The sequence below is a fragment of the Parvibaculum sp. genome (assembly GCF_019635935.1).
Classification (GTDB): Bacteria; Pseudomonadota; Alphaproteobacteria; order Parvibaculales; family Parvibaculaceae; genus Parvibaculum.
This window is the reverse complement of record NZ_JAHBYN010000001.1, coordinates 3,544,574-3,570,285: the sequence shown is the minus strand read 5'-3', so window position 1 is coordinate 3,570,285 and position 25,712 is coordinate 3,544,574. Positions and strand designations below refer to the sequence as shown.

Sequence of the window (25,712 nt, the reverse complement as noted above, 5' to 3'; positions counted from 1 at the left end):
CCGGCGCCGCCATCCGGCGGCTTGGCTTACGCGCCATAAGGCGCGGCGGCCAGTCGGCCTTGCCGTTTTTCGAAAACGAAAAACGGTTGTCTTCATACAGCGCTCTCAGCCCGCGACTTTCGCGAGCGCGGCTTCGGGCGAGAGTTCTTCCTTTTCGCCGGTGGCGCGATATTTCAGCTCGACTGTGCCGGATTTAAGGCCGCGTGGGCCGACGACCAGCTGCCAGGGCAGGCCGATCAGGTCCATGTTGGAGAACTTGGCCCCTGCCCGCTCGTCGGTGTCGTCGTAGAGGACGGAGATGCCGGCCGCCTGAAGCTTGTCGTAGAGCGTCGCGCAGGCAGCGTCGGTTTCGGCGTCGCCGGATTTCAGGTTGACGAGGCCGACGCGGAAGGGGGCGACGGCTTCCGGCCAGACGATGCCGTTGTCGTCGTGGCTCGCCTCGATGATGGCGCCGACAAGGCGTGAGACGCCAATGCCATAGGAGCCCATTTGAAGCGGCGTTTCCTTGCCGTCCGGTCCCTGAACGACGCAGCCCATGGCCTGCGAGTATTTGGTGCCGAAGAAGAAGATGTGGCCGACCTCGATGCCGCGGGCGGAGAGCTGCTTGTCGGCCGGGACTTCGGCGTCGAAGCGGGCGGCGTCGTGTTTTTCGTCGGTGGCGGCGTAGAGCGTGGTGCGGGCGTCGATGACGGGCGTCAGATCGCCCTCGTAATCGAGGTCGTCGCCGGGGACGGGCATGTCCACCAGATCGCGGTGGCAGAAGACGGCGCTCTCGCCGGTTTCGGCAAGGATGATGAATTCGTGACTCATGTCGCCGCCGATGGGGCCGGTGTCGGCGGCCATCGGGATCGCCTTCAGGCCGAGGCGCTCGAAGGTGCGCAGGTAGGCGACGAACATCTTGCGGTAGGCGCGGCGCGCGCCCTCGACGTCGAGATCGAAGGAGTAGCCGTCCTTCATCAGGAATTCGCGGCCGCGCATGACGCCGAAGCGGGGGCGGATCTCGTCGCGGAATTTCCACTGGATGTGGAAGAGGTTGCGCGGCAGGTCGCGATAGGATTTCACGGCGCCCTTGAAGATGTCGGTGATGACTTCCTCGTTGGTGGGACCGTAGAGAATGTCGCGTTCGTGGCGATCCTTGATGCGGAGCATTTCCGGGCCGTAGGCGTCGTAGCGGCCGGACTGACGCCAGAGGTCGGCGGATTGCAGCGTCGGCATCAGGAGTTCGAGCGCGCCGGCGCGGGCCTGCTCGTCGCGGACAATGGCCTCGATGCGGCGCAGGACCGCGAGGCCCAAGGGCAGCCAGGCATAGATGCCGGCGGCGGTCTGGCGAACCATGCCGGCGCGCAGCATCAGCCGGTGCGAGGGGATCTGCGCCTCGGCCGGGTTTTCCTTCAGGGTGGGCAGAAAATAGTTCGAAAGGCGCATGATGACCTGACCGCGGGGCGCAAGCCTTGCGGGAGCCGCCGAGGCTTCGGATTGGGGGTCAAGTTTTAGGGGGTTGCGACCGGATTCGCAATGTCGGGCGCGGCGGCCTGCTGGCGGGCGACGAGGCCCTTGAGATACCCCCTCACATCGACCTCGGGACCGGCCTCGACGCCGCGGCCGGTGCGCGGACCCCAGGGGCCGCGTTCGAGCTCCTCGATCGAATAACCCATTTCGACATCGTAGGTGCGGTCGATCTGGTTGCGCAGGTAGCGCTGGGCCTCGTACCAGCGGGTTTTCAGCGCGCCGTCGTTGCAGGTCGCGAGTTCCTCGCCGGCGGCGCCCCAGCGGCGTTCGATGCACTGGTAGGGATCGAAGGAGAGGTCATAGAGGCGGTTGACGATGTCGTCGATGGTGAGCGTCACCGTGCGGCCGGCGGAGTTTTTGTACTCGATGCGGCAGAGTTCATTTTGTTCGCGGTAGGCGGCGAGGAGATCGCCCGCGAGATCGTCGCCGTCATAGACGAGGCGCGGGGCATCGACCATGTCCATCTTGATGAAGTCGACTGTCTGATCGTACATCTCCTTGAAGGCGGTCTTCAGACGGGCATCGCGTGAGGGCGTCGAGTAAAGCTCCCAGACGCCATGCGTGCCGTAGATGTTGCTGGGCAGGCGATGCGGCGGTTCCGTGTTCTGGATGCCGCGGCCGATCGAGATTTCGACAGCGTGCCTGCGGGCGCGCAGGTCGAAGCAGATCGATTGCATCATGCCGCGCATTTCGGCGACCGGATGATATTCGAGGTCGCCGAGCGACATGCGGGCGCGGAGGTAGGTGTAGAAGTCCATGCTCTCGCCGTTCCAGACCCATTGCGCGGTGCCCCAGGCGTAGGGATTGACGGGCGGGTTGCCGGCATATTGTTCGAGCGAGAAATCCTCAAGATCGGCGTTCATCACCGGCACGATGCGGCCGCCGACCAGCGCGCCATTGGCGGCGCGGGTCGCGCCGGCGACCTCGATGGGGCGGAACTTCTGGAAGATCGAACCGAGCTGCGGGCCGGTGCGCAGGAATTCGCGGCCGAGAAAGGTGCGGCTCAACGAATGGTCCGGGTGGGACGAAAAGATCAGGATGCGGCCGCTCGTCTCGACGCGCCAGACAAGCGAGGCATGACCGTTGACGTCGTAGGCGATGGTGCCGGGGCGGATCGCGGCGCGGTCGAGGCGCGGCGAATAGGTGTCGGTGAACATGACAGGGTCGTCGATCGTCGCGTCGCGGCGGAACATGGCGGTCGAGACATAGTTTACGATGCCGTGAAGGATCGGCACGGCGGCGACGCCGCGGGCGGTGCGCGGCACGGAATCGCGAGCGACGATGTCGTTGCCTTCGAGCGAGTAACGAATATCCGTACCCGGACCGTCATGGGCGCGCATCGCCGACTGCCAGGCGAATGGCAGGCCGTTCTTCCATGCGAAATAGGCGCGCAGCACATAGGGCATGTCGGCGCAGTCGGCGTAAAACCTCGTGCGGGGGTCGGTGTGGCGGTAGGGATTGGCGGGGCTTTTCAGGCACTCGTCGAGCGTCCAGCAATCGGCGGCGCCGAGGCCGGCGATGAAATCCTCCCACGCCTTTTCGTGCGCGTCGCTCCAGCGTTCCTCGGTGATGCGCCACAGGCCGTCATTTGCCGAAGCGGCAGGCGCAAACGCCATCGAGCCGAGCGTCACGAAAACGACACTTAAAGACAGAATGACAGCTTTGCAGCCCTGACCCAGCATTTCGACGCCCTACCCTTTGCCGCTTTTCAGCCTGTGGGCGGGCGCTTCGCCTGTCAACAACAGCCGGAAGGTGCGCCGGTCATTTCACCGGTTTGTGATGCAATCTTGCACAGGCTTCGGCCAAGGCATGGTTAGCGCCGGACACATCATGGCCGTCGATGGTGGTGCGGCCGGTCGTCATGTCGATTGCCATGCGGGCGACGGTCATTTTCGTCGCCGAGTTGAAGGCCGGGTTGCGGCCGATCAGCGGGTCGAGCGTCACATCGAATTCGTAAACGGGGCGCAGACCGTAGGAATAGCCGCCGCCGAGATCGGCCGGTGCGACACGGCTACCATCGGCGGCGACGCCGGGCACATAGTCGGCGCCGCCGGGGAAGTGGACGGCGATGGCGTCGCAATCGGATTGCTCGATATAGGCGATGTCGGTGCCCGCCAGTTCCTCGGCCGTGGCCGGGAGGGCCAGCAGCAGAACCGCGCCCGCGATGATGCTTTGCCTTGTCATGCTTCCATCCTGCCCGGCTTCGCCTTAAAGGAGTGTTGCGGGATTTTGCTGCCGACACAAATGGCGTCCGGGGGCCATACCAAAAGCTGACTTGAAGAGGGGCGCACCGCCGCGACCCCGCCCCGAAATTTGCGGCGCAAATTTCGACCCTCCCCCAAGGGGAGGGTGGGAAAGGAACGAAAGCATGTATTTCGAGCGGCTGTTCGAACTCAAGGCGAACGGAACGAATGTCCGTACAGAGATACTGGCCGGGGGTACGACCTACCTGACCATGGCCTATATCGTCTTCGTCAATCCGGCGATCCTGGCGGCGGCGGGGATGGATTTCGGGGCGGTGTTCGTTGCGACCTGTCTCGCGGCGGCGGCCGGTTCGCTCATCATGGGACTCTATGCCAACTACCCGGTGGCGCTGGCCCCCGGCATGGGGCTCAACGCCTATTTTGCATTCTCCGTGGTGCCGGCCTTTGGCGGCGACTGGCGCCTTGCGCTGGGCGGGGTTTTTCTCTCGGGCGTGCTCTTCTTCCTGCTTTCGATTTCGCCGCTCAGGGAGCGGATGGTCAATGCGATCCCGCGCTCGCTGAAATACGGCATCGGCGCCGGCATCGGGTTGTTCCTGGCGCTGATCGGGCTGAAGAATGCCGGGATCGTGGTTGCCGATCCCGTGACGCTGGTGACGCTGGGCGACATGGCCGCGCCGGGGGCGCTGCTGGCGGCAGGCGGCTTCATGGTTCTGGTGGCGATGCAGGTGCGGCGCGTGCCGGGCGCGATCATGCTGACGGTGCTGGCCGTGACGGCGATTGCCGTTGCGCTCGGGCTGCAACCGCTCAAGGGCGTTGCGTCGTTGCCGCCATCGCTCGCGCCGACATTTCTGCAGATGGATGTTGCCGGCGCCATGCAGGTGGGGTTCGTCACCATCGTTTTCGTTTTCCTGCTGGTCGATCTCCTCGACACGACGGGGACGCTGGTGAGCGTCGGACAGCGCGCCGGGATGCTCGACGCGGATGGCAAGCTGCCGCGCCTGCGCAAGGCGATGCTCGCCGATTCTTCGGCGACGATGATCGGCGCGGCACTCGGCACTTCGACGACCACCAGCTATATCGAGAGCGCGGCCGGCGTCGATGCGGGCGGGCGGACCGGGCTTGTGGCGGTGACGGTGGCGGTGCTCTTCGTCGCCAGCCTCTTCCTCGCGCCGCTTGCCGAGGCCGTGCCGCCCTATGCCACGGCGCCGGCGTTGGTCTTCGTCGCCTGCCTGATGGCGCGCAGCCTTGCCGACATCGAATGGGACGAGATCAGCGAGACCGTGCCGGCCGTCGTGACGGCCATTGCCATTCCGCTGACCTTCTCGATCGCCGACGGGATCGGCCTCGGGCTCGTCACCTATGCGGCGGTGAAGCTTCTGGCGGGACGCATTCGCGACATCAATCCGGCGGTGGCCGTCCTCGCGGCGGCCTTCGCGGTCAAGCTCGCTTTGCAATGAAACGGAAGCTCGAGGGCGTCCGCCGACCGGAAATTTCCCGACTGCATGACTCGGGTTTGCAAAAATTGCTTCCGGCGCAAATAGGCGCGTGACACGTCGCCGCAGGCTGGCTATAGTCCCCGCACAAAAAGGGGAATAAGCGTTCAAGCGCGGCCCAGGTTTAGGGAGGATACGCAGACTTCATCCGCCGGAAACGGGCGGTGGAGGCGCGACAAGAGGGAAAGACTATCGAAGCAAGGCCACGAGAGTGGACCTTGCTTTTTTTTGTTCTGTTCGCTGCGCGAACGGGGGCCACGAGAGTGGACCTTGCTTTTTTTGCCTTGTTCGCTGCGTGGATCGCTTCGTTTTCCGTTCGCTGCGCGAACGGGGGAGAGCGGAAAGATATCCCCAATTGTCAGCGGGGCGCTCGGACCCCACCTATCCATTATCTCCAGAATTGGGCGTGCGGCAGCGATCGGGCCGTTTCAGTACTCGCCTCCGAAATCCGGCATGAAGGGAATGCTGTCATAGGATATCGGCTGGTAGACGATCAGCCAGGCGACGAACAGCCAGACGAGCGTGGAAACCAGGGTCGTAATTCCCGCCTTGCGCAGAACACGCGGCGCGACCGGGGCGCCCGGATCGGTGCCGGGCGCGACGTCGCCATTGCCGGACGGCGCGCGGACGCCCCAGGGCAGGACCGCGAAAAACGTCAGCCACCAGAGGACTAGATAGATCGCCAGACCGGCTGTCCAGGTCATTCGCCCCCCTACCCGTTTTTACGGCCGCTCAAGCCTGTTCCAGCTCGACCAGCGTTCCGTTGAGATCCTTCGGATGCAGGAAGACGACCGGCTTGCCATGGGCGCCGATGCGCGGCTTGCCGGTGCCGGTGATGGTGACGCCTTCGGCGTTCATCTTGTCGCAAGCCGCGTCGATGTCGTCGACCTCGATGCAGATGTGATGGATGCCGCCTTTCGGGTTCTTCGCGAGGAAGCCGGCGATGGGCGAATTTTCACCCAGAGGTTCCAGCAGTTCGATCTTGGTGTTGCCGAGATCGACGAAAACCGTGGTGACGCCGTGGTCGGGCTGCGGCACCGCATCCGACACCTTGGCGTTGAACTTCTTGCGGTAAAGCTCGCCCGCCGCCTTGACGTCGGGGACGGCTATGGCGACGTGATTGAGGGGACCAAGCATCGGATTTTCCTTACCGTTGAATTCGAATAGCCCATGTTTAGGCCGGTTTTCGGACGCGGGCAAGGCGGGGTCAGATGCGCGTGACGACCACGGCGACCTGCGGTTTCTTGCCCCATTCGCGGCGCAGCGCGCCGCGCACGGCGCGGCGGAGAAATTCGGCCACCGTGTCGTCGTCGCCGCGGCGCTTGGCGGGCAGGCGGTCGAGCGCGGTGTCGATGGCGTCGAGCGCGATGTCTTCGAAATCGGTGCCGTTGCCATCTTCCTCGGGCAAGCCCATCAGGCGGACCTGCGGGTCGCCGCGAAGCTGGCCTTTGCCGTCGAGCACCACGCTGACGAAGACCGAGCCGGCAAAAGCCAGGCGGCGGCGCTCCTGCACCGCGCCTTCGTCGGATTCGATCAGCACTTCGCCGTCGAGATAGATGCGGCCGGAGGGCGCTTCGTCGACGATCTCGGCCGGACCGGGCGCGAGGCGGACCATCAGGCCGTTGCGGATGACGACCTGTTGCGGCACCTGAAGCTCGCGGGCCAGCGCCGCGTGCTCGGCGAGGTGGCGGGCCTCGCCGTGAACCGGCACCGAAATTTCGGGCCTGATCCACTGATACATGCGGGCAAGCTCGTCGCGGCAGGGATGGCCCGAGACATGGACGAAGTGATCCTTCTCGGTGATCACACGGATGCCGCGCAGCGCCAGCGTGTTCTGCAGGTCGAAGATCGAGGTTTCGTTGCCGGGGATCACGCGGGATGAAAAGACCACGCAGTCGCCCTTGCCCAGCACGATGTTGGGATGGCCGTCCTCGGCGATGCGGGCAAGCGCGGCGCGCGGCTCGCCCTGACTGCCGGTGCAGATGAAAAGCACTTTTTCGCGCGGCAGATAGCCGGCGTCGTTTTCGCTGACGAAGGGCGGCAGGTCGTTGAGATAGCCGGCGTCGCGCGCGGCGGCGACGACGCGATGCATGGACCGGCCGACCAGCACCGCATGACGGTCGCATGCGGCGGCGGCGCGGGCGATGCTGTCGAGACGGGCGACATTGGAGGCGAAGGTGGTGACGGCCACCCTGCCCTCCATCGGGCGGATCAGTTCGATCAGGCTCGCGGCGACATCGGCCTCCGAGCCCGCGGTGCCGGGCGTGAAGACATTGGTGGAATCGCAGACGATGGCGCGCACGCCCTCGTCGCCGATTTCGGTGAGGCGGACGATGTCGATGTCGTCGCCAAGCACGGGGTCGGGGTCGATCTTCCAGTCGCCGGTGTGCATGACGAGGCCGAGCGGGGTGCGGATGGCGAGCGCATTCGGTTCGAGGATCGAGTGGGTGAGCGTGACCAGCTCGATGTCAAAGGGGCCGAGATCGAAGCGGTGACCGAGGGGGATGATGTGCATGGGCACTTCGCCCTCGAGACCGGCCTCGATCAGCTTGCCGCGCACCATCGCCGCGGTGAAGGGCGTCGCATAGACCGGGCAGCGCAGGCGCGGCCAGAGATGCGCGACGGCGCCGATGTGATCTTCATGCGCATGCGTCAGCACGATGCCGAGCAATTCTTCGCGGCGGTCCTCGATGAAGGCGGGGTCCGGCATGATGAGATCGACGCCGGGCGTGCGCTCGTCTCCGAAGGTGACGCCGAGATCGACGACGATCCATTGGCGGGCGTCTTCCGGTCCGTAGCCGTAGAGATTGAGGTTCATGCCGATTTCGCCCGAACCGCCCAGCGGCAGGAACAGGAGTTCGTCGTCGGATTTCGGCGATGCGGGGGATTTGGTCATGGGTACAAACTAATGCGTCGCGGCCGGAAAGAACACATCGCCGGCGGAGACAAGGCGCAGCGTGCCGTCGGCAAGGCGGAGTTGCAAGGCGCCGTCGGGGGCGAGGCCTTCGAAGGTGCCGGTGAATGTTTCCTGCGCGAGGCGGACGGTGAGGTGCTCGCCAAGGCCGGCGGCGCGTGTGAGCCAGGCTTCGCGGATGGCGGCGAAACCCTGGACACCGCGCCAAACGGCGAGCCAGCGCTCGAAGGCGGCGGCGAGCGCCGACAGCGCCTCATCGGGCGCGACCGGCGGCGCGCCGATGGCCGGAAGCGAGGTTGCCGGGAATTCGACATTGTCGGGGTGGCCCGCGAGGTTGATGCCGATGCCGATGGCGAGCCATGCGACCTCGGCGCCGGCGACGCCGGAGGATTCGAGCAGGATGCCGGCGAGCTTGCGTTTGTCATGCAAGAGGTCGTTCGGCCATTTGAGACGGAGGGCGGCGCGCGCGGGCGGCGGCAGCAGTGCCTCGACCGCATCGAAGACGGCGACGGCGGCGACGAAGGAGAGCTCGCCGGCCTGACGCGGGCCGCAGCGGGGCGTCAGATAGAGCGTGCCCATGAAATTGCCGGGCGGCGAGACCCAGCTTCGGCCGCGCCGGCCGCGACCGGCGGTCTGGCGTTCGGCGACGATCCAGAGCGGGCCCTGCGTGCCCGCCTCGCCGAGGCGGCGGGCTTCCTCGTTGGTGCTGTCGATTTCGGCGAAGCGGCGAAGCGCGACACCTGGCGGAAGCTCGGCCATTGCCGGTCAGGGTATCAGCGCGCCGACCGCAACCTGCGATGCGACGATGAGCGGCGCCGGATAGAGGACGAAGAAAAGCGTGAAGACGCTCGATATGCCGAGCACCGCCGTCAGCTCGCCGGGCATCGGCTGTTCGAACGCCTCGGCCGGTTCGTCGAAATACATGATCTTGACGATGCGCAGGTAGTAGAAGGCGCCGACGACGCTGGCGAGTACGCCGATGACGGCCAGCGGATAGAGCCCCGCCTGGATCGCCGGGGCGAAGACATAGAACTTGCCGAAGAATCCGGCGAGCGGCGGGATGCCGGTCAGCGAGAACATCAGCATGGCGAGCATGGCCGCGACCATCGGCTGGTTGCGCGACAGGCCGGCGAGATCGCCGATGGTTTCGACATAGCCTTCCTTGCGACGCATGGCGAGGATGCAGCAGAAGACACCGGCGTTCATCACGACATAGATGACCATGTAGATCAGGACGCCGCGCACGCCTTCGGGCGTTCCGGCGGCGAGGCCGACCAGCGCGAAACCCATGTGGGATATCGACGAGTAGGCCATCAGGCGCTTGATGTTGGTCTGGCCGATGGCGGCGAAGGCGCCGAGCACCATCGAGGCGATGGAGATGAAGACGACGATCTGCTGCCATTCGGACATCATCGAGGGGAAGGCACCGAAGAGGATGCGCAGCAGCAGCGCCATGGCCGCGACTTTCGGCGCGCCGGCAAAGAAGGCGGTGACGGGCGTCGGCGCGCCTTCATAGACGTCGGGCGTCCACATGTGGAAGGGGACCGCCGAAATCTTGAAGGCGAGGCCAGCCAGCACGAAAACGATGCCGAAGACGACGCCGATGTTGGCGCCGTCGCTCGCGAGCACGGCGGCGATCGCGTCGAACTCGACGCTGCCGGTGAAGCCGTAGATCAGCGAGGCACCGTAGAGCAGCATGCCGGAGGCGAGCGCGCCGAGGACGAAATATTTGAGGCCGGCTTCGGAACCGCGGCCGCTGTCGCGATTGAAGGCGGCGATCACGTAGAGCGCGAGGCTTTGCAGCTCGAGGCCCATGTAGAGCGCGATCAATCCGTTGGCCGACACCATCATGAACATGCCGAGCGTCGCCAGCACGATCAGCACCGGGAACTCGAAGCGGTCCATGCCTTCGTGGCGGACATAGGATAGCGACATCACCATGGCGGCGGCGGCGGCCAGCAGGATCAGCAGCTTCATGAATTTGCCGAAACCGTCGACGATGAACATGCCGCCGAAGGTGTGGATCGTGACGCCGGGTTCGACGACCAGAAAGGCCGCGACCAGCAGGAAGAGGCCCAGCGCGCCATAGCTCGCTTCGCGGGCCGTGCAGTCCTTGCGGAAGACGCCGTACATCAGCAGCGCCATGGCGCCGACGGCCAGCAGGATTTCGGGGAACGCCGGCAAGAGCGGGGGGACGGTCATTGCATTTTCCATTTGCCGCTCTCCCTATCGGCCCGTGAAGAGGGCGGCGATGTGGGACATCGCCCCTGCCCCTTCGGCCAACCGATGCGCTTCTACGGCGGCGTTGTAGTTCGTTACCAGATTTTCGACCGACACCGCCGTCACATCCATGATCGGCGCCGGATAGATGCCGAAGAAGAGCGTGGCGGCAAAGAGCGGGCCGAGCGTCGCGACTTCGCGGCGGTTGAGATCAGCGATCGCTTTCAGCGTGTCCTTCTCGAGCACGCCGAAGACGACGCGCCGATAGAGATAAAGTGCGTAGCCGGCGGCGAGAATGACGCCGGTGGCGGCAATGGCGCCGACCCAGGTGTTGACCTTGAAGGCGCCGACGATGGTGAGGAATTCGCCGACGAAGCCGCTTGTGCCGGGCAGGCCGACATTGGCCATCGTGAAGACCATGAAGGCCACCGCATAAAGCGGCATGCGGTTGACGAGGCCGCCATAGGCCGAAATCTCGCGCGTGTGCATGCGGTCGTAGATGACGCCGACGCAGAGGAAGAGCGCGCCCGAGACCCAGCCGTGGCTCAGCATCTGGAAGATGCCGCCCTGCACGCCCTGCTGGTTGGCGGCGAAGATGCCCATGGTCACAAAGCCCATGTGGGCGACCGAGGAATAGGCGATCAGCTTTTTCATGTCCTCCTGCACCAGCGCGACCAGCGAGGTGTAGACGATGGCGACGAGGCTGAGGCCGAAGACCAGCCAGGCGAGATCGGCGGAGGCGACCGGGAACATCGGCAGCGAGAAACGCAGGAAGCCGTAGCCGCCCATTTTAAGGAGGATGCCGGCCAGGATGACCGAACCCGCCGTCGGCGCCTCGACGTGCGCGTCGGGCAACCATGTGTGGACCGGCCACATCGGCATCTTGACCGCGAAGGAGGCGAAGAAGGCGAGCCACAGCCAGAATTGCATGTCGGCCGGGAAGTCGTGGGCGAGCAGCGCCGGAATGCTGGTGGTGCCGGCCTCCCAGTACATCGCCATGATGGCGAGCAGCATCAGCACCGAGCCTGCCAGCGTGTAGAGGAAGAACTTGAAGCTGGCATAGATGCGCCGCTTGCCGCCCCAGACGCCGATGATCAGGAACATCGGGATCAGCCCGCCTTCGAAGAAGAGATAGAAGAGCACGAGGTCGAGCGCGCAGAAGACGCCGATCATCAGCGTTTCGAGCACGAGGAAGGCGATCATGTATTCCTTGACGCGGGTGTCGATCGACGTCCAGCTCGCCAGGATGCAGGCGGGCATCAGGAATGCCGTCAGGACGACGAAGAGCACCGAAATGCCATCGACGCCCATGTGATAGTCGATCGCACCGCCGAGCCATGCGGCGCGCTGCACGAACTGAAAATCGGCCGTTGTCGGGTCGAACTGCGCCCAGATGTAGAGCGAGAGAACGAAGGTGACGCCGGTGGTCCAGAGCGCCACATAGCGCGCGTTGCGCGCGACCGCGGCCTCGTCGCCGCGCACCGTCAGGATGATCAGGGCGCCGACAAGCGGGAGAAAGGTGACCAGAGAAAGAATGTAGCCGTCGGCCATCACTGCGCTCCCCCGAGCATGAACCAGGTCACCAGGCCGGCGACGCCGAGCAGCATGGCAAAGGCATAGTGGTAGAGATAGCCGCTCTGCAAGCGGACGACGCCACGCGTGATGTCGAGGACACGCGCCGAAATGCCGTCAGGCCCCCAGCCGTCGATGATGCGGCCGTCGCCCTGCTTCCAGAACAGGCGGCCGAGCCAGAACGCCGGGCGGACGAACAGGAAGTCGTAGATTTCGTCGAAGTACCACTTGTTGAGCAGGAAGTTGTAGAGCGGCTCCTGCGTGCGTGCGAGCTGCTTTGGAATGTCGGGCCGCGCGATATAGAAGAGCCAGGCGGTGGCAAAGCCGACAATCATCATCAGCGTCGGCACGAAGGGCACCCAGTCCGGCACGTTGTGGAATTCGTGCATGATGTGGTTTTCCGCGCCGCGATAGATCGCCTCGAGCCAGAACGCCTCGTGGGCATGGCCGATGAAGAGCGGCGCGAAGAGGAAACCGGCGCCGAGCGCGCCGACCGCCAGAATGAACAGCGGCACCAGCATGACCAGCGGCGACTCGTGCACATGGGCGATGGTTTCGTTCGAGGCGCGGGATTCGCCGTGGAAGGTCATGAAGATCAGGCGCCACGAGTAGAAGGACGTCAGCAGCGCCGCCGCGACGGTGAGCGCGAAGGCATACATGTGCGCCGGGTTGTGGGCCGCAAACGCCGCTTCGATGACCGCGTCCTTGGAATAGTAACCGGCGGTGAAGGGGAAACCGGTCAGCGCCAATGTGCCGATGACCATCATCAGCCAGGTGATGGGGATCATCTTGTAGAGACCACCCATCTTGCGCATGTCCTGCTCGTCGCTCATCGCGTGGATGACGGAGCCCGAACCGAGGAACAGGAGCGCCTTGAAGAAGGCGTGGGTGAAGAGGTGGAACATCGCCACTTCGTAGGCGCCGACGCCGATCGCCACGAACATGTAGCCGAGCTGCGAACAGGTCGAATAGGCGATGACGCGCTTGATGTCGTTCTGCACGAGGCCGACGGTGGCGGCGAAGAAGGCGGTGGTCGCGCCGATGACCGTGACGACGGTGAGCGCATAGGGCGAGAATTCGAAGACGGGCGAGAGACGCGCCAGCAGGAAGACGCCCGCCGTGACCATCGTCGCCGCATGGATCAGCGCCGACACAGGCGTCGGGCCTTCCATCGCGTCCGGCAGCCATGTGTGCAGGAAGAACTGCGCCGACTTGCCCATGGCGCCCATGAAGAGCAGCAGGCAGGCCGTGGTGACGACCGGCACATCGTAGCCGAGGAAGGAGAAGGTTTCGTCGGCAAGCTCAGGGATCGCCTTGAAGACCGTGTCGAAATCGACTGAGCCGACAGTGAGGAAAAGTGTCGCGATGCCGAGGATCAGGCCGAAGTCGCCGACGCGGTTGACGACGAAGGCCTTGATGGCGGCGGCGTTGGCGCTCGGTTTCTGGTACCAGAAGCCGATCAGCAGGTAGGAGGCAAGACCGACGCCTTCCCAACCGAAGAAGAGCTGCACGAAATTGTCGGCCGTCACCAGCATCAGCATGGCGAAGGTGAAGAGCGACAGATAGGCAAAGAAGCGCGGCTGGTGCGGATCATGGCTCATGTAGCCGATCGAATAGATGTGCACCAGCGCCGAGACGACGTTGACGACGACGAGCATCACCGCCGTCAGCGTGTCGATGCGCAGGCGCCAGTCCGCCTCGAAACTTCCGGAATCGATGAAGGTCAGCACCTGCACAGTGGTCGTCTCGCCGCCGAGACCGACAGAGACCAAAGCGACGACCGACAACAGCGCCGAGACGACGAGGAGGCTCGAGGTGACGATCTGCGCGCCGCGGACACCGAGCCAGCGGCCGAAGATGCCGGCGATCAGAAAACCGAGAAGCGGCAGAAAGACAATGGCCGAATACATTCTGCCTTACCCCTTCATCACGTTGATGTCTTCGACCGCGATGGAACCGCGGTTGCGGAAATAGACGACCAGAATGGCAAGGCCGATGGCGGCCTCGGCGGCCGCGACCGTCAGGACGAAGAGCGCGAAGACCTGGCCCACCAGATCGCCGAGATGGGCGGAGAAGGCGACCAGATTGATGTTGACCGCGAGCAGCATCAATTCGATCGACATCAGGATGACGATGACGTTCTTCCGGTTGAGGAAGATGCCGAAAATGCCGAGCGTGAACAGGATCGCCGCCACTGTCAGATAATGTCCGAGGCCGATTGCCATTCTCTATCTCTCCTGTCCCGTCGCGCCAGATGCGCGGGGACCAGTCCCCTCTTCTTTCGTTGCGCCCGTCAGAGACCCTGACCGGGCTCGACCTTCTTCATTTCGACGGCCTGATCGCGCGTCCGCCCGACCTGATCCGCGATGACCTGACGTTTCGCATTCGGTTTGTGGCGCAGCGTCAGCACGATGGCGCCGATCATCGCGACCAGCAGGATCAGGCCTGCCGCCTGGAACAGATAGGCATATTGCGTGTAGATGAGTTGGCCGAGCGCCCGCGTGTTGTGGGTGTCGGCAATCGCCGGCGCGGGGGCCGCGGCGACGCCGGCGGCCTCCGGCGAAACGATCCACGCGCCGAGAACGAGCAGCAGCTCAACGAGCAGGATCAGACCGACCAATGCGCCGACGGGCAGATATTGCAGGGAGCCCTGACGCAGATCGCGGAAGTCGACGTCGAGCATCATCACGACGAACAGAAAGAGCACCGCAACCGCGCCGACATAGACGATGACGAGGATCAGGGCCAGGAACTCGGCGCCGAGCAGCACGAACAGCGCGGCCGAGTTGAAGAAGGCGAGGATCAGGAACAACACCGAGTGAACGGGGTTGCGCGCCGCAATCACCATGAAGCCCGCGGCGACGGTTATGCCCGCGAAAAGATAAAACGCGATGGCGGTGGCAATCATTTGGACCCCTCGTCCCCTCGACGATCTTCGTTCAGCGGTAAGGCGCGTCGAGCGCGATGCTCGTCGCGATCTCGCGTTCCCAACGGTCGCCATTGGCCAGCAACCGATCCTTGTCGTACATCAGCTCTTCGCGTGTTTCGGTCGCGAATTCGAAATTCGGTCCTTCGACGATCGCATCGACAGGGCATGCCTCCTGGCAGAGACCGCAATAGATGCATTTCGTCATGTCGATGTCGTAGCGCGTGGTGCGCCGCGTACCGTCGTTGCGGCGCGGGCCCGCCTCGATGGTGATGGCGAGCGCCGGGCAGATTGCCTCGCAGAGCTTGCAGGCGATGCAGCGTTCCTCGCCGTTCGGATAGCGGCGCAGCGCATGTTCGCCGCGAAAGCGGGGCGAGAGCGGGCCTTTTTCGAACGGATAGTTGACGGTCACTTTCGGTTTGAAAAAGTAACGCATCGCGAGCACGAAGCTCGAAACGAACTCCGCGAGAAAGAGCGACCGCGCCGACTGTTCCAGCCAGGCCATTGTTCAGTCCTTTCCCGTATGTGTCATCGTGCCCATCCTCAATGCTGCGGCACGATGTCGAAGCCGACCAGCACGCCGGCCGTCAGCACAACCCAGAACAGCGAGAACGGCAGGAATACTTTCCAGCCGAGACGCATGAGCTGGTCGTAGCGGTAGCGCGGCACGAAGGCCTTGACCATGGCGAACATGAAGAAGACGAACATCACCTTCAGCAGGAACCAGACGATGCCGGGCACCCAGTTGAACGGTGCGATGTCGAAGGGAGGCAGCCAGCCGCCGAGAAACAGGATCGTCGTCATGGCGCACATCAGCAGGATCGACACATATTCGCCGAGCATGAACATCATGTAGGAGGTCGAGGAGTACTCGACCATGAAGCCGGCGACGAGTTCGGATTCCGCTTCCACCAGATCGAAGGGCGGGCGGTTGGTTTCGGCCAGCGCCGAGATGAAGAAGATCGCGAACATCGGCAGATGCGGGATGAAATACCAGACGGTCTTCTGCGCCTCGACGATTTCGGTGAGGTTCAGCGTTCCGGCGGTCAACAAAACCGTGACGATGACGAAGCCGATGGAAACTTCGTAGGAAACCATCTGTGCGGCCGCGCGAAGCGCCGAGAGGAAAGGGTATTTCGAGTTCGACGCCCAACCCGCCATGATGACGCCGTAAACGCCGAGCGAGGAAATGGCGAAGATATAAAGGACGCCGACATTGATGTTGGAGATGACGACGCCGGCGTCGAAAGGAATGACAACCCAGGCGGAGAGCGCCAGCGTGACCGTGACCAGCGGCGCCAGCAGGAAGACGCCCTTGTTGGCGCCTGCCGGGATGATGACTTCCTTGAAGACGAATTTCAGCAAGTCGGCGAAAGATTGCAGCAGGCCAAAGGCGCCGACGACATTGGGGCCGCGGCGAAGCTGCACCGCCGCCCAGATCTTGCGGTCGGCCAGCAGCACATAGGCCGTGACGATCAGAACGGCGACAATCAGCGCCAGCGATTGGCCGACGATGATGGCGAGCGGGATGCCGTATGCGATCAGAAATTCGGTCATGCCGCCCTCACTCCGCCGCCTGGATGCGCGACGGCGCAAGTTCCGCCGAGCAACGCGCCATGACCGCGCTCGCACGCGCAATGGGGTTTGTCAGATAGAAATCCTTCACCGGCGTTTCGAACGGCGCGGCGTCGAGATCGCCCTGCGGCAGGTCGGGCAGCGCGCCTGCCGGCACAACCATGTCGATCTCGGCGAAATGCGGCGCGGCCTCGGCCATCGCGGCGCGCAGGGCCGTCAGATTGTCGTATGGCAAGGTGTGGCCGACGGTGGCCGACAGGGCGCGCAGGATCGTCCAATCCTCGCGGGCGGAGCCGGGCGGGAAGACGGCGCGATTGCCGAGTTGCGCGCGGCCCTCGGTGTTGACCCAGGTTGCGTTTTTCTCGGTGTAGGCGGCGCCCGGCAAAATGACGTCGGCGCGGTGGGCGCCGGCATCGCCATGCGTGCCCTGATAGACGACGAAGGCCGAGCCGAGGCGCGACATGTCGATCTCGTCGGCGGCAAGCAGATGCACGAATTCGATTTCGCGTTTCGAGGCGCCATCGAGGATGCCTTCGACATCGCGGCCGCCCGCGCCCGGCACCAGGCCAAGATCGAGGCCGCCGACGCGCGCCGCCGCCATGTGCAGGACGTTGAAGCCGTTCCAGCCGTCGCGAACCGCGCCGACCGATTTCGCCAGCGCGATGGCGGCCGCGAGCACGGCAGCGCCGTCTTTGCGCGCCAATGCGCCCTGCCCGACCACGATCATCGGGTTCGCGGCGTTTTTCAGAACATCGCCAAAGGCGCCGAGGTCTTTCAGCGATTGCGGGCCGGCGCCGAGATAATCGTAAGCGTAGGAGAGATCGGCGCGGGGACCGACGACGCCGACCTTGAGGCCGCCGCGGCGGGCGCGCTTCAGGATGCGGGCGTTGAGGATCGGCGCTTCCTTGCGCGGATCGGTGCCGATCAGGAGGATTGCATCCGCATCTTCGATGCCGGCGATGGTGGTGTTGAAGATGTAGGAAGCGCGGTTCGCGGCGTCGAGCTTCGCGCCGTCCTGACGGCAATCGATGTTGGGCGAGCCGAGCGCCACATAAAGGTCTTTCAGCGCCTTCATCGATTCGGCGCAGGCGAGATCGCCAGCAATGGCGGCGATGCGATCGCCCTTGACGCCCTTGAGGCACGCGGCAATGGCGGCAAAGGCTTCGTCCCAGCTTGCGGCGCGCAGGCTTCCGCCCTCGCGCACATAAGGCGTGTCGAGGCGCTGCGTCCGCAATCCGTCCCAGACGAAGCGCGTCTTGTCGGAAATCCACTCCTCGTTCACGTCTTCGTTGAGGCGCGGCAGAATGCGCATCACGGCGGGGCCGCGCGCGTCGACGCGGATGTTGGAGCCGACCGCGTCCATCGCATCGATGGATTCCGTCTTGCGCAGTTCCCATGGACGCGCCGTGTAGGCATAGGGGTGGAACGTCAGCGCGCCGACCGGGCAGAGATCGACGACGTTTGCCGACAGTTCCGAAGTGAGCGCGTGTTCGAGATAGGTCGTGATCTCCATGTCCTCGCCGCGGCCGATGGCGCCGAGCTCCGGTACGCCGGCGACTTCCTGCGAGAAGCGGATGCAGCGCGTGCAATGGATGCAGCGGGTCATGATGGTCTTGACCAGCGGGCCCATATATTTGTCTTCGACGGCGCGTTTGTTTTCGGCGAAGCGCGAACCGTCGACGCCATAGGCCATTGCCTGATCCTGCAGGTCGCATTCGCCGCCCTGATCGCAGATCGGGCAATCGAGCGGGTGGTTGATCAGCAGGAATTCCATCACGCCTTCGCGGGCGCGCTTCACCTGTTCGGTGCGTGTGTGGACAACCATGCCCTCGCCCGCCGGCATGGCGCAGGAGGCCACGGGCTTCGGCGATTTTTCGACTTCGACAAGGCACATGCGGCAATTGCCGGCGATCGACAGGCGCTCGTGGTAGCAGAAACGCGGAATCTCGGCGCCCGCTTCCTCACAGGCCTGCAACAGCGTGGCGCCGTTTTCGACCTCGACCTCGATGCCGTCGACGATAAGTTTTGGCATGCCCCTACTCCGCCGCCGCCTGAGCGATACCGCGTTTTGCCGCGATGCGCTCTTCGATGGTGCCCCGGAAATGACGGATCAGGCCCTGAACCGGCCAGGCCGCCGCGTCGCCAAGCGCACAAATGGTGTGACCTTCGACGCGCTTCGACACGTCGAGCAGCATGTCGATCTCCTCGACCGCCGCCTCGCCCGAGACCAGACGCTCCATCACGCGCCACATCCAGCCCGTGCCTTCGCGGCAGGGCGTACACTGGCCGCAGCTCTCATGCTTGTAGAAGGCCGAGAGGCGCGCGATTGCCTTGATGACGTCGGTCGACTTGTCCATGACGATGACGGCCGCGGTGCCGAGGCCGGTCTGCACGGCTTTCAGCGAGTCGAAATCCATCAGGATGTCGTCGCACACCGATTTCGGAATGAGCGGCACCGACGAGCCGCCGGGAATGACCGCCAGCAGATTGTCCCAGCCGCCGCGCACGCCGCCCGCATGTTTCTCCAGCAGTTCCCTTAGCGGGATGCCCATTTCCTCTTCGACATTGCAGGGGTTGTTCACGTGACCCGAGATGCAGAAGAGTTTGGTGCCGGTGTTGTTGGGGCGGCCGAGGCCTGCGAACCAGGTGGCGCCGCGGCGCAGGATGGTCGGCGCGACGGCAATGGACTCGACATTGTTGACGGTGGTCGGCGCGCCATAGAGACCGACATTGGCCGGGAATGGCGGCTTAAGGCGCGGCATGCCTTTCTTGCCTTCGAGGCTTTCGAGCAGCGCGGTTTCCTCGCCGCAGATATAGGCGCCGGCGCCGTGATGGACATAGATGTCGAAATCCCAGCCGGAACCCGCCGCGTTCTTGCCGACAAGACCTGCTTCATAGGCTTCGTCGATGGCGGCCTGCAGCTGCTCGCGCTCGCGGATGAATTCGCCGCGCACATAGATGTAGCAGGCATGGGCGCCCATCGCGAAGCTGGCGATCAGGCAACCCTCGACCAGCTTGTGCGGGTCGTGACGCAGGATGTCGCGATCCTTGCAGGTGCCGGGTTCGGATTCGTCGGCATTCACCACGAGGTAGTGCGGGCGGCCGTCGGACTCCTTCGGCATGAAGGACCATTTGAGGCCGGTCGGGAAGCCGGCGCCGCCGCGGCCGCGCAGACCCGACTTTTTCATCTCGTCGAGAATCCAGTCGCGGCCCTTGGCGATGATTTCGGACGTGCCGTCCCAATCGCCGCGCGCGCGGGCGCCGGCAAGCCGCCAGTCGTGATGGCCGTAGAGATTGGTGAAAATTCGATCCTTGTCCTCGAGCATCACTCGCCCCCGCTCGTTTGCGCGACCGCGGCGGTCAGGCTTGTGAGGCCGCCATGCGGTTCCGACGAATGCCGGGCACTTTGCGGACCGGGCTTCACGTCCTTGCCGGCGCGCAGGTCGGACAGAATGCGTTCGAGCGCCGCCGCATCGAGGTCTTCATAGAAGTCGGCATTGATCTGGACCATCGGCGCGTTGACGCAGGCGCCGAGACATTCGACTTCGAGCCAGGAGAGTTTGCCGTCGGCGCTGACCTTGCCCTCGGGGCCGATATGCTTGCGGCAAACTTCTTTCAGCTCGTCGGCGCCGCGCAACCAGCAGGGCGTCGTGCCGCAGAGCTGCACGTAGTGTTCGCCGACGGGCGAGAGATTGAACATTGTGTAGAAGGTCGCGACTTCGAGCGCGCGGATGTAGTCCATGCCGAGCATTTCGGCGACGTGACGGATTGCCGGTTCCGGCAGCCAGCCGCCATGCTGCTCTTGCGCGCGCCAGAACAACGGGATGATCGCCGAGGCCTGCTTGCCTTCCGGAAATTTCGCGATCTGCGCCTTCGCCCATTCGACATTTTCGGGCGTGAAGGCGAAGCTTGCCGGCTGGTTGGGGTCTAGTCTGCGAACGCTCACCGGTCCACCTCTCCGAACACGATATCGATGGAGCCGAGGATGGCGGCGACGTCCGCCAGCATGTGGCCCTTGCACAGATGATCCATCGCTTGCAGATGGGCATAGCCCGGCGCGCGGATCTTGCATTTGTAAGGTTTGTTGCCGCCGTCGGAGACGAGATAGACGCCGAATTCGCCCTTCGGCGCCTCGACAGCCGCATAGACCTCGCCCTCGGGGACGCGGTAGCCCTCGGTATAAAGCTTGAAGTGATGGATCAGCGCTTCCATCGAGCGCTTCATTTCGGCGCGCGACGGCGGCACGACCTTGCCGTCTTCGGCATGCACCGGACCGCCGGGCATTTTTTCGATGCACTGCTTCATGATGCGCAGCGACTGGCGCATTTCGTCCATGCGGATCAGGTAGCGGTCGTAACAGTCGCCGTTCTTGCCGACCGGGATGTCGAAGTCGAGCTCGGAATAGACTTCGTAGGGCTGCGAACGGCGCAGGTCCCAGGCCATGCCAGAGCCGCGCACCATGACGCCGGAGAAGCCCCAGGCAAGCGCGTCTTCCTGCGACACGACGCCGATGTCGACGTTGCGCTGCATGAAAATCCGGTTGCCGGTCAGCAGGGCTTCAAGATCGTCCAGCGCCTGTTCGCAGGGGTCGCAGAAATTGTAGATGTCCTCGATGAGCTTGGGCGGCAGATCGCGATGCACGCCGCCGACGCGGAAATAATTCGCGTGGAGGCGCGCGCCGGATGCGCGCTCGTAGAAGATCATCATCTTTTCGCGCTGCTCGAAGCCCCAGAGCGGCGGCGTCAGCGCGCCGACATCGAGCGCCTGCGTCGTCACGTTGAGCAGATGGGCGAGGATGCGGCCCATTTCGGAATAGAGGACACGAATGAACTGGCCGCGGCGCGGCACTTCGAGGCCGAGCAGCTTTTCGGCCGCCAGCACGAAGGCATGTTCCTGGTTCATCGGCGCGACATAATCGAGCCGGTCGAAATAGGGCGTCGCCTGCAGATAGGTCTTGTACTCGATCAGCTTTTCGGTGCCGCGATGCAGGAGGCCGATATGCGGGTCGACGCGCTCGACCACTTCGCCGTCGAGCTCCAGCACGAGGCGCAGCACGCCATGCGCGGCGGGATGCTGCGGTCCGAAATTAAGGTGGTAGTTGCGGAGTTCCTGTTCGGCCATCGGTCAGTTCTCCGCCTTCTCGTCGCCCGGCAGCAGATATTCGACGCCTTCCCACGGGCTTGCGAAATCGAAACTGCGGAATTCCTGGACGAGCTTCACCGGCTCGTAGACGACACGCTTCACGTCGTCGTCGTAGCGGACTTCAACATAGCCCGTCAGCGGGAAGTCCTTGCGCAGCGGATAGCCGTTGAAACCGTAATCGGTGAGGATGCGGCGCAGGTCCGGGTGATCGCTGAAGAGAACGCCGTACATGTCGAAGGTTTCGCGCTCGTACCAGTTGGCCGACGGGTAAATGCCGACGACGCTCGGCACCGGCGTTTCCTCGTCGGTCTCGACGATGACGCGGATGCGCTGGTTCTGGTGCATCGACAACAGGTGATAGACGACATCGAAACGGCGCGCGCGCTGCGGGTAGTCGACGGCGGTGATGTCGAGCAGCGTCGCGAAGTGGCAGGCCGGATCGTCGCGCAGAAACTTCAACACGCGCGCAATCGAACCCGCCTGGGCGCGGACCGTCAATTCGCCGTAGGCGACGTTGAATCCGAGCATCGAATCCTCGACGCCGCCGAGAATATGCTCGCCCAGTTCTGTGAGACTTTCGTCCATCGATGCGGTCTCGAAACTCATGGGCAGGTTTTCGCTTCCCGCGCGGAAGGTACTGGCTGCCAGTCGGTGAAAATCAGCGGTCGAGCGTGCCCGTCCGGCGAATTTTCTTTTGAAGGGCGAGGATGCCGTAGAGCAGGGCCTCGGCGGTGGGCGGGCATCCGGGCACATAGATGTCGACCGGCACGATCCGGTCGCAGCCACGCACCACGGAGTAGGAATAGTGATAGTAGCCGCCGCCGTTCGCGCAGGATCCCATCGAGATCACATAGCGGGGCTCCGGCATCTGGTCGTAAACCTTGCGCAGTGCGGGCGCCATCTTGTTGGTCAGCGTGCCGGCGACGATCATCACGTCGGACTGGCGGGGGCTTGCGCGCGGCGCGACACCGAAACGTTCCACATCGTAGCGCGGCATCGAGGTATGCATCATTTCGACGGCGCAGCAGGCAAGGCCGAAGGTCATCCACATCAGCGAGCCGGTGCGCGACCAGTTGACGAGATCGTCGACCGTCGTCAGCACGAAACCCTTGTCGGCGAGCGCGTCGGCGGCCTGCCGGAAGAAGGCGTCGTCCTGCCCGTCACCAGGGATCGCCGTTTGAGCCGGCGCGGCCGCATTGCCGGTTTGCATCACTCCCATTCCAGCGCGCCCTTCTTCCACTCATAAGTGAAGCCGATCGTCAGGACGCCCAGGAACACGATCATCGACCAGAAGCCGAACAGCCCGATATCGCCGAGCGCCACCGCCCAAGGAAACAGGAAGGCCACTTCGAGGTCGAAGATGATGAAGAGGATGGCGACGAGATAGTATTTCACGTCGAACTTCATGCGCGCGTCGTCGAATGCTTCGAAGCCGCATTCATAGGCGGCAAGCTTTTCGGGATCCGGTTTGCTCGGCGCGATGAGGAACGGCGCGACGAGCAACGCAAGACCGATCACGAGCGACAGCCCCATAAAGATCAATATGGGCAGGTACTCGAGAAGCAGGTCTTCCATCGAATTGTCCCCAACAAGAAACCGGCACCTCTCGGTGTCCGGCCGGGCGTCTCATCTGCGCCGCGCAGGCGCGCGGCAGGACGAGCGAATCGTCCACAATCAACTGCCCAATTCGGCGCGCAGTATAGCTCCCGCATAAGCGAAATCAAAGGCTGGCTGACGTTTTGCCGGGGCAAAAGTCTTTGATTTTCCTGCCCTTGCGTCAGGTCGCGCGCAAGCGCCGCCGTGCCCGCCGACAGGCGTTCGCGGCTATCGCGAAAGCGCGATGCGATACGACGCGAACCGGCGTTCGAGGTCCGTCATCGACCCGACATGGACGTCGCCTTTGTCGATCTCGTGGAAGTAGATGCGCCACACGCGCGGCACCCGTCCCCCTGTGCTCCAGAGGAGCTTCGGGCGACACTCCCGCGCCCCAGATCGCCTTCGTGCGTCAGTCCACTTCGCGGCCTGCCACCCGAAGCCGAAGGCGCAGGGTGGCGGGAGTGACGGGGCTCGAACCCGCGACCTCCGGCGTGACAGGCCGGCGCTCTAACCAACTGAGCTACACCCCCAACAGGGCGAAGAAACCGCCTGAAAGGTGGGCGTCTCGTAAGCCAAGCCCCCCGCCCTGTCAAGGCGGCCCCTCAAGCGCGCAGTGCGCAACGCGTGGTGGGCGGTGACGGGCTCGAACCGCCGACCCTCTCGGTGTAAACGAGATGCTCTACCAACTGAGCTAACCGCCCGCGCCCGTGCGCCGAAACGCCCGCTCGGACGTTCCCGCAACTCCTACCGAATGGCCGCCGGCAATGCAATCGGAGCCATTGCAATGCGCGTCCAAACGCCCGATCTTGGGCATTCGCCCTTCGGCTCACCGACAGACCGGGTGTCCTGTTGACTCGTACCCTCGCCCCCGTCTTTTCGCTGCTGATGGCGACCGCCATCCTGCTGGTCGGCAACGGGCTTCTCGGCACGCTGATCCCGATTCGGGCCGGTTATGAGGGCTTCGCGACCATATCCGTCGGCATTATCGGCAGCTTTTATTTTGCCGGTTTTCTGGCCGGCTGTTTCGCGACGCCGCATATCGTGCGCCGCGCCGGGCATATCCGCAGCTTCGCGACCTTTTGCGGATTGGCGGCGGCAGCGCCGCTCATCCACGCGATGTCTTCCGATCCGGCCATGTGGGCGCTGATGCGGGTGCTGACCGGTCTATGCTTCGCCGGTCTCTATATGGTGATCGAAAGCTGGCTCAACGAGCAGTCGACCAACGACACGCGGGGCCGCATCTTTGCAGTCTACCTAGCGGTCAACCTGACGGCCCTTGCCGGGGGCCAGTTGATGCTGAATGCGGCGGACTCGAGCGGCTTCGTGCTCTTTGCGATCTGTTCGATCCTGACTTCGCTGGCGCTGGTGCCGGTGGCGATGACGACATCGGTGCAGCCGATGCCGATCCAGAGCACGACGATCAACATCCGCAATCTCTATGCGCTCTCGCCGGTGGGCCTGATCGGATCGTTCGTGGTCGGCCTCACCAATGCGCCGTTCTGGACGCTTGCGCCGCTTTTCGCGATCGAACGCGGGCTTGGCGAGGGCGGCGTCGCGGCGTTCATGCTGGCGGCAATTGCCGGCGGCGCGGCGGCGCAATGGCCGATCGGGCGCATTTCGGACCGCATGGACCGGCGGCGCGTTATCGTCGTGGTCTGCCTCGGTTCGGCGGCCGGCGAAGTGGCCCTGGTCGCGGCCGGCATCAGCGGCAGCGTCACGGCGATCATGCTTGCGGGCGTGCTGTTCGGCGTTTTTGCGCTGACGCTTTATTCGGTGTGCGTGGCGCATATGAACGATCACGGGCAGAGCGAGAGTTTTGTGTCGATCTCGGGCGGGCTGCTGGTCGTCTATTCGGTGGGCGCGATTGTCGGCCCGACCGCCGCGTCGCTGGGCGTCGGGGCCTTCGGCATCTCGTCGATATTCGTGTTCCCGGCGGTCGTGCACCTGCTCTTTGCCGCCTATACGGCCTACCGGATCGTCTCGGCGCCCGCCCTGACCGAAGAGCAGCGGTCCGACTTCGTGGCCGTGCCGTTCCCGCAGGTTACGCCGCTGCCGACGGAACTCGATCCGCGGGCCGCCGACGAAGAGCCGTCAGCCGAAGAACCGGGGGACGCGGCGGCCGGCGAGCGCGCCTCGCCATGAAAAAGGCCGGCACGCTTCCCTACGCGGCCGGCCCTCAAACTCGCGATTTTTCTCGGGTCAGCTGTTCACAGCGTCCTTGAGACCCTTGCCGGCCTTGAACTTCGGCTGCTTCGAGGCCGGGATCTGAATCGTCTCGCCGGTACGCGGGTTGCGGCCCTCGGTGGCTGCGCGGTTCGACACGTTGAAAGTGCCGAAGCCGACCAGCCGGACCTCTTCGCCCTTTTTCAGCGAGTCCGTGATGATGTCGAACACATAGTCGACGGACTTGGTCGCATCGGCCTTGGATAGACCGGTCCGGTCCGCCACTTCTGCAATGAGATCGTTCTTGTTCACGTCGGGCCCCTTCTGATGCGATGGCGGGGAATCGGGATTCCCTCAAGCGTTAAGAGTCTACTCGTCTGCCAAGAAGGGGGTCAAAG

At 64.2% G+C, this 25,712-nt stretch carries 24 protein-coding genes and 2 tRNA genes; 2 read left to right on the top strand and 24 right to left on the bottom strand.

All coding sequences use genetic code 11. From position 1 onward, the window contains the following. Nucleotides 1-105 precede the first annotated feature (105 nt). The 3 genes from proS to KF719_RS17405 form a co-directional block, all read right to left on the bottom strand. Entirely contained in the window at nt 106-1,425 is a 1,320-nt protein-coding gene (gene proS / locus KF719_RS17415; protein WP_293510500.1) for a proline--tRNA ligase, read from the bottom strand. Between the two features lie 65 nt (nt 1,426-1,490). Then, nucleotides 1,491-3,191 (bottom strand): hypothetical protein, encoded by a 1,701-nt coding sequence (locus tag KF719_RS17410; protein WP_293510498.1) that lies wholly within the window; start codon nt 3,189-3,191, stop codon nt 1,491-1,493. Between the two features lie 79 nt (nt 3,192-3,270). Further along, a complete protein-coding gene (locus KF719_RS17405) occupies nt 3,271-3,693 on the bottom strand; it encodes a hypothetical protein (RefSeq protein WP_293510496.1) in 423 nt (140 codons plus the stop codon). Between the two features lie 184 nt (nt 3,694-3,877). On the opposite strand from KF719_RS17405, the gene KF719_RS17400 reads away from it, so the two are divergent. After that, on the top strand, nt 3,878-5,170 hold the full coding sequence (locus KF719_RS17400) for an NCS2 family permease (RefSeq protein ID WP_293510494.1): 1,293 nt from the start codon (nt 3,878-3,880) through the stop codon (nt 5,168-5,170). A 464-nt stretch (nt 5,171-5,634) separates the two neighbouring features. Here KF719_RS17400 and KF719_RS17395 read toward each other — a convergent pair whose 3' ends face one another. The 20 genes from KF719_RS17395 to KF719_RS17300 form a co-directional block, all read right to left on the bottom strand. Then, on the bottom strand, nt 5,635-5,910 hold the full coding sequence (locus tag KF719_RS17395; protein ID WP_293510492.1) for a DUF1467 family protein: 276 nt from the start codon (nt 5,908-5,910) through the stop codon (nt 5,635-5,637). A gap of 28 nt (nt 5,911-5,938) precedes the next feature. Next, nucleotides 5,939-6,343, bottom strand: coding sequence for a methylmalonyl-CoA epimerase (gene mce / locus KF719_RS17390; RefSeq protein ID WP_293510490.1), 405 nt, complete (start codon nt 6,341-6,343; stop codon nt 5,939-5,941). A 70-nt stretch (nt 6,344-6,413) separates the two neighbouring features. Beyond that, nucleotides 6,414-8,102, bottom strand: a complete 1,689-nt coding sequence (locus KF719_RS17385; RefSeq protein ID WP_293510488.1) for a ribonuclease J — start codon at nt 8,100-8,102, stop codon at nt 6,414-6,416. Nucleotides 8,103-8,111: 9 nt separating this feature from the next. After that, nucleotides 8,112-8,879 carry a biotin--[acetyl-CoA-carboxylase] ligase gene (locus tag KF719_RS17380; RefSeq protein ID WP_293510486.1) on the bottom strand — a complete coding sequence of 256 codons (768 nt, stop codon included), beginning with the start codon at nt 8,877-8,879 and terminating at the stop codon, nt 8,112-8,114. Between the two features lie 6 nt (nt 8,880-8,885). Continuing rightward, the gene (gene nuoN / locus KF719_RS17375; protein ID WP_293510484.1) at nt 8,886-10,334 is read right to left on the bottom strand and encodes an NADH-quinone oxidoreductase subunit NuoN; all 1,449 of its coding nucleotides are present in this window, start codon (nt 10,332-10,334) and stop codon (nt 8,886-8,888) included. Nucleotides 10,335-10,346: 12 nt separating this feature from the next. Further along, nucleotides 10,347-11,891: an NADH-quinone oxidoreductase subunit M gene (locus KF719_RS17370; RefSeq protein WP_293510482.1), complete on the bottom strand. Its 1,545-nt coding sequence runs from the start codon at nt 11,889-11,891 to the stop codon at nt 10,347-10,349. Continuing rightward, the gene (gene nuoL / locus KF719_RS17365) at nt 11,891-13,822 is read right to left on the bottom strand and encodes an NADH-quinone oxidoreductase subunit L (RefSeq protein ID WP_293510480.1); all 1,932 of its coding nucleotides are present in this window, start codon (nt 13,820-13,822) and stop codon (nt 11,891-11,893) included. The genes KF719_RS17370 and nuoL overlap by 1 nt, the downstream gene beginning before the upstream one ends. A 6-nt stretch (nt 13,823-13,828) precedes the next feature. Beyond that, nucleotides 13,829-14,137: an NADH-quinone oxidoreductase subunit NuoK gene (nuoK, locus tag KF719_RS17360; RefSeq protein ID WP_293510479.1), complete on the bottom strand. Its 309-nt coding sequence runs from the start codon at nt 14,135-14,137 to the stop codon at nt 13,829-13,831. Between the two features lie 68 nt (nt 14,138-14,205). Next, nucleotides 14,206-14,820, bottom strand: coding sequence for an NADH-quinone oxidoreductase subunit J (locus KF719_RS17355; protein WP_293510476.1), 615 nt, complete (start codon nt 14,818-14,820; stop codon nt 14,206-14,208). Nucleotides 14,821-14,851: 31 nt separating this feature from the next. After that, entirely contained in the window at nt 14,852-15,343 is a 492-nt protein-coding gene (gene nuoI / locus KF719_RS17350; RefSeq protein WP_293510474.1) for an NADH-quinone oxidoreductase subunit NuoI, read from the bottom strand. A gap of 38 nt (nt 15,344-15,381) precedes the next feature. Continuing rightward, the gene (nuoH, locus tag KF719_RS17345) at nt 15,382-16,395 is read right to left on the bottom strand and encodes an NADH-quinone oxidoreductase subunit NuoH (protein WP_293510472.1); all 1,014 of its coding nucleotides are present in this window, start codon (nt 16,393-16,395) and stop codon (nt 15,382-15,384) included. Nucleotides 16,396-16,402: 7 nt separating this feature from the next. After that, nucleotides 16,403-18,445 carry an NADH-quinone oxidoreductase subunit NuoG gene (gene nuoG / locus KF719_RS17340; RefSeq protein ID WP_293510470.1) on the bottom strand — a complete coding sequence of 681 codons (2,043 nt, stop codon included), beginning with the start codon at nt 18,443-18,445 and terminating at the stop codon, nt 16,403-16,405. Between the two features lie 4 nt (nt 18,446-18,449). Continuing rightward, nucleotides 18,450-19,739: an NADH-quinone oxidoreductase subunit NuoF gene (gene nuoF / locus KF719_RS17335; RefSeq protein WP_293510469.1), complete on the bottom strand. Its 1,290-nt coding sequence runs from the start codon at nt 19,737-19,739 to the stop codon at nt 18,450-18,452. Next, entirely contained in the window at nt 19,739-20,359 is a 621-nt protein-coding gene (gene nuoE / locus KF719_RS17330) for an NADH-quinone oxidoreductase subunit NuoE (protein WP_293510467.1), read from the bottom strand. Before nuoE ends, nuoF begins: the two co-directional genes overlap by 1 nt. Then, a complete protein-coding gene (locus KF719_RS17325) occupies nt 20,356-21,534 on the bottom strand; it encodes an NADH-quinone oxidoreductase subunit D (protein WP_293510465.1) in 1,179 nt (392 codons plus the stop codon). Before KF719_RS17325 ends, nuoE begins: the two co-directional genes overlap by 4 nt. A 3-nt stretch (nt 21,535-21,537) precedes the next feature. Next, a complete protein-coding gene (locus tag KF719_RS17320) occupies nt 21,538-22,140 on the bottom strand; it encodes an NADH-quinone oxidoreductase subunit C (RefSeq protein ID WP_293510680.1) in 603 nt (200 codons plus the stop codon). 73 nt (nt 22,141-22,213) lie between these two features. After that, the gene (locus tag KF719_RS17315) at nt 22,214-22,765 is read right to left on the bottom strand and encodes an NADH-quinone oxidoreductase subunit B (RefSeq protein WP_293510463.1); all 552 of its coding nucleotides are present in this window, start codon (nt 22,763-22,765) and stop codon (nt 22,214-22,216) included. Next, nucleotides 22,765-23,130, bottom strand: coding sequence for an NADH-quinone oxidoreductase subunit A (locus KF719_RS17310; protein WP_293510462.1), 366 nt, complete (start codon nt 23,128-23,130; stop codon nt 22,765-22,767). Before KF719_RS17310 ends, KF719_RS17315 begins: the two co-directional genes overlap by 1 nt. A gap of 474 nt (nt 23,131-23,604) precedes the next feature. Continuing rightward, nucleotides 23,605-23,681: transfer RNA gene (locus KF719_RS17305), tRNA-Asp, on the bottom strand. A 95-nt stretch (nt 23,682-23,776) separates the two neighbouring features. Next, a tRNA-Val gene (locus KF719_RS17300) sits at nt 23,777-23,852 on the bottom strand. Between the two features lie 148 nt (nt 23,853-24,000). On the opposite strand from KF719_RS17300, the gene KF719_RS17295 reads away from it, so the two are divergent. Beyond that, nucleotides 24,001-25,293: an MFS transporter gene (locus KF719_RS17295; protein ID WP_293510460.1), complete on the top strand. Its 1,293-nt coding sequence runs from the start codon at nt 24,001-24,003 to the stop codon at nt 25,291-25,293. A gap of 57 nt (nt 25,294-25,350) precedes the next feature. Here the strand turns inward: KF719_RS17295 and KF719_RS17290 are convergent, their stop codons facing one another. Continuing rightward, nucleotides 25,351-25,626 carry an HU family DNA-binding protein gene (locus KF719_RS17290; protein WP_293510458.1) on the bottom strand — a complete coding sequence of 92 codons (276 nt, stop codon included), beginning with the start codon at nt 25,624-25,626 and terminating at the stop codon, nt 25,351-25,353. Nucleotides 25,627-25,712 lie beyond the last annotated feature (86 nt).

What these genes read in the sequence shown, in the direction of transcription:
- proS (WP_293510500.1), bottom strand. Translation starts at nt 1,425, where the DNA reads ATGCGCCTTTCGAACTATTTTCTGCCCACCCTGAAGGAAAACCCGGCC.
- KF719_RS17410 (WP_293510498.1), bottom strand. Translation starts at nt 3,191, where the DNA reads ATGCTGGGTCAGGGCTGCAAAGCTGTCATTCTGTCTTTAAGTGTCGTT.
- KF719_RS17405 (WP_293510496.1), bottom strand. Translation starts at nt 3,693, where the DNA reads ATGACAAGGCAAAGCATCATCGCGGGCGCGGTTCTGCTGCTGGCCCTC.
- KF719_RS17400 (WP_293510494.1), top strand. Translation starts at nt 3,878, where the DNA reads ATGTATTTCGAGCGGCTGTTCGAACTCAAGGCGAACGGAACGAATGTC.
- KF719_RS17395 (WP_293510492.1), bottom strand. Translation starts at nt 5,910, where the DNA reads ATGACCTGGACAGCCGGTCTGGCGATCTATCTAGTCCTCTGGTGGCTG.
- mce (WP_293510490.1), bottom strand. Translation starts at nt 6,343, where the DNA reads ATGCTTGGTCCCCTCAATCACGTCGCCATAGCCGTCCCCGACGTCAAG.
- KF719_RS17385 (WP_293510488.1), bottom strand. Translation starts at nt 8,102, where the DNA reads ATGACCAAATCCCCCGCATCGCCGAAATCCGACGACGAACTCCTGTTC.
- KF719_RS17380 (WP_293510486.1), bottom strand. Translation starts at nt 8,879, where the DNA reads ATGGCCGAGCTTCCGCCAGGTGTCGCGCTTCGCCGCTTCGCCGAAATC.
- nuoN (WP_293510484.1), bottom strand. Translation starts at nt 10,334, where the DNA reads ATGGAAAATGCAATGACCGTCCCCCCGCTCTTGCCGGCGTTCCCCGAA.
- KF719_RS17370 (WP_293510482.1), bottom strand. Translation starts at nt 11,891, where the DNA reads ATGGCCGACGGCTACATTCTTTCTCTGGTCACCTTTCTCCCGCTTGTC.
- nuoL (WP_293510480.1), bottom strand. Translation starts at nt 13,822, where the DNA reads ATGTATTCGGCCATTGTCTTTCTGCCGCTTCTCGGTTTTCTGATCGCC.
- nuoK (WP_293510479.1), bottom strand. Translation starts at nt 14,137, where the DNA reads ATGGCAATCGGCCTCGGACATTATCTGACAGTGGCGGCGATCCTGTTC.
- KF719_RS17355 (WP_293510476.1), bottom strand. Translation starts at nt 14,820, where the DNA reads ATGATTGCCACCGCCATCGCGTTTTATCTTTTCGCGGGCATAACCGTC.
- nuoI (WP_293510474.1), bottom strand. Translation starts at nt 15,343, where the DNA reads ATGGCCTGGCTGGAACAGTCGGCGCGGTCGCTCTTTCTCGCGGAGTTC.
- nuoH (WP_293510472.1), bottom strand. Translation starts at nt 16,395, where the DNA reads ATGACCGAATTTCTGATCGCATACGGCATCCCGCTCGCCATCATCGTC.
- nuoG (WP_293510470.1), bottom strand. Translation starts at nt 18,445, where the DNA reads ATGCCAAAACTTATCGTCGACGGCATCGAGGTCGAGGTCGAAAACGGC.
- nuoF (WP_293510469.1), bottom strand. Translation starts at nt 19,739, where the DNA reads ATGCTCGAGGACAAGGATCGAATTTTCACCAATCTCTACGGCCATCAC.
- KF719_RS17325 (WP_293510465.1), bottom strand. Translation starts at nt 21,534, where the DNA reads ATGGCCGAACAGGAACTCCGCAACTACCACCTTAATTTCGGACCGCAG.
- KF719_RS17320 (WP_293510680.1), bottom strand. Translation starts at nt 22,140, where the DNA reads ATGGACGAAAGTCTCACAGAACTGGGCGAGCATATTCTCGGCGGCGTC.
- KF719_RS17315 (WP_293510463.1), bottom strand. Translation starts at nt 22,765, where the DNA reads ATGCAAACCGGCAATGCGGCCGCGCCGGCTCAAACGGCGATCCCTGGT.
- KF719_RS17310 (WP_293510462.1), bottom strand. Translation starts at nt 23,130, where the DNA reads ATGGAAGACCTGCTTCTCGAGTACCTGCCCATATTGATCTTTATGGGG.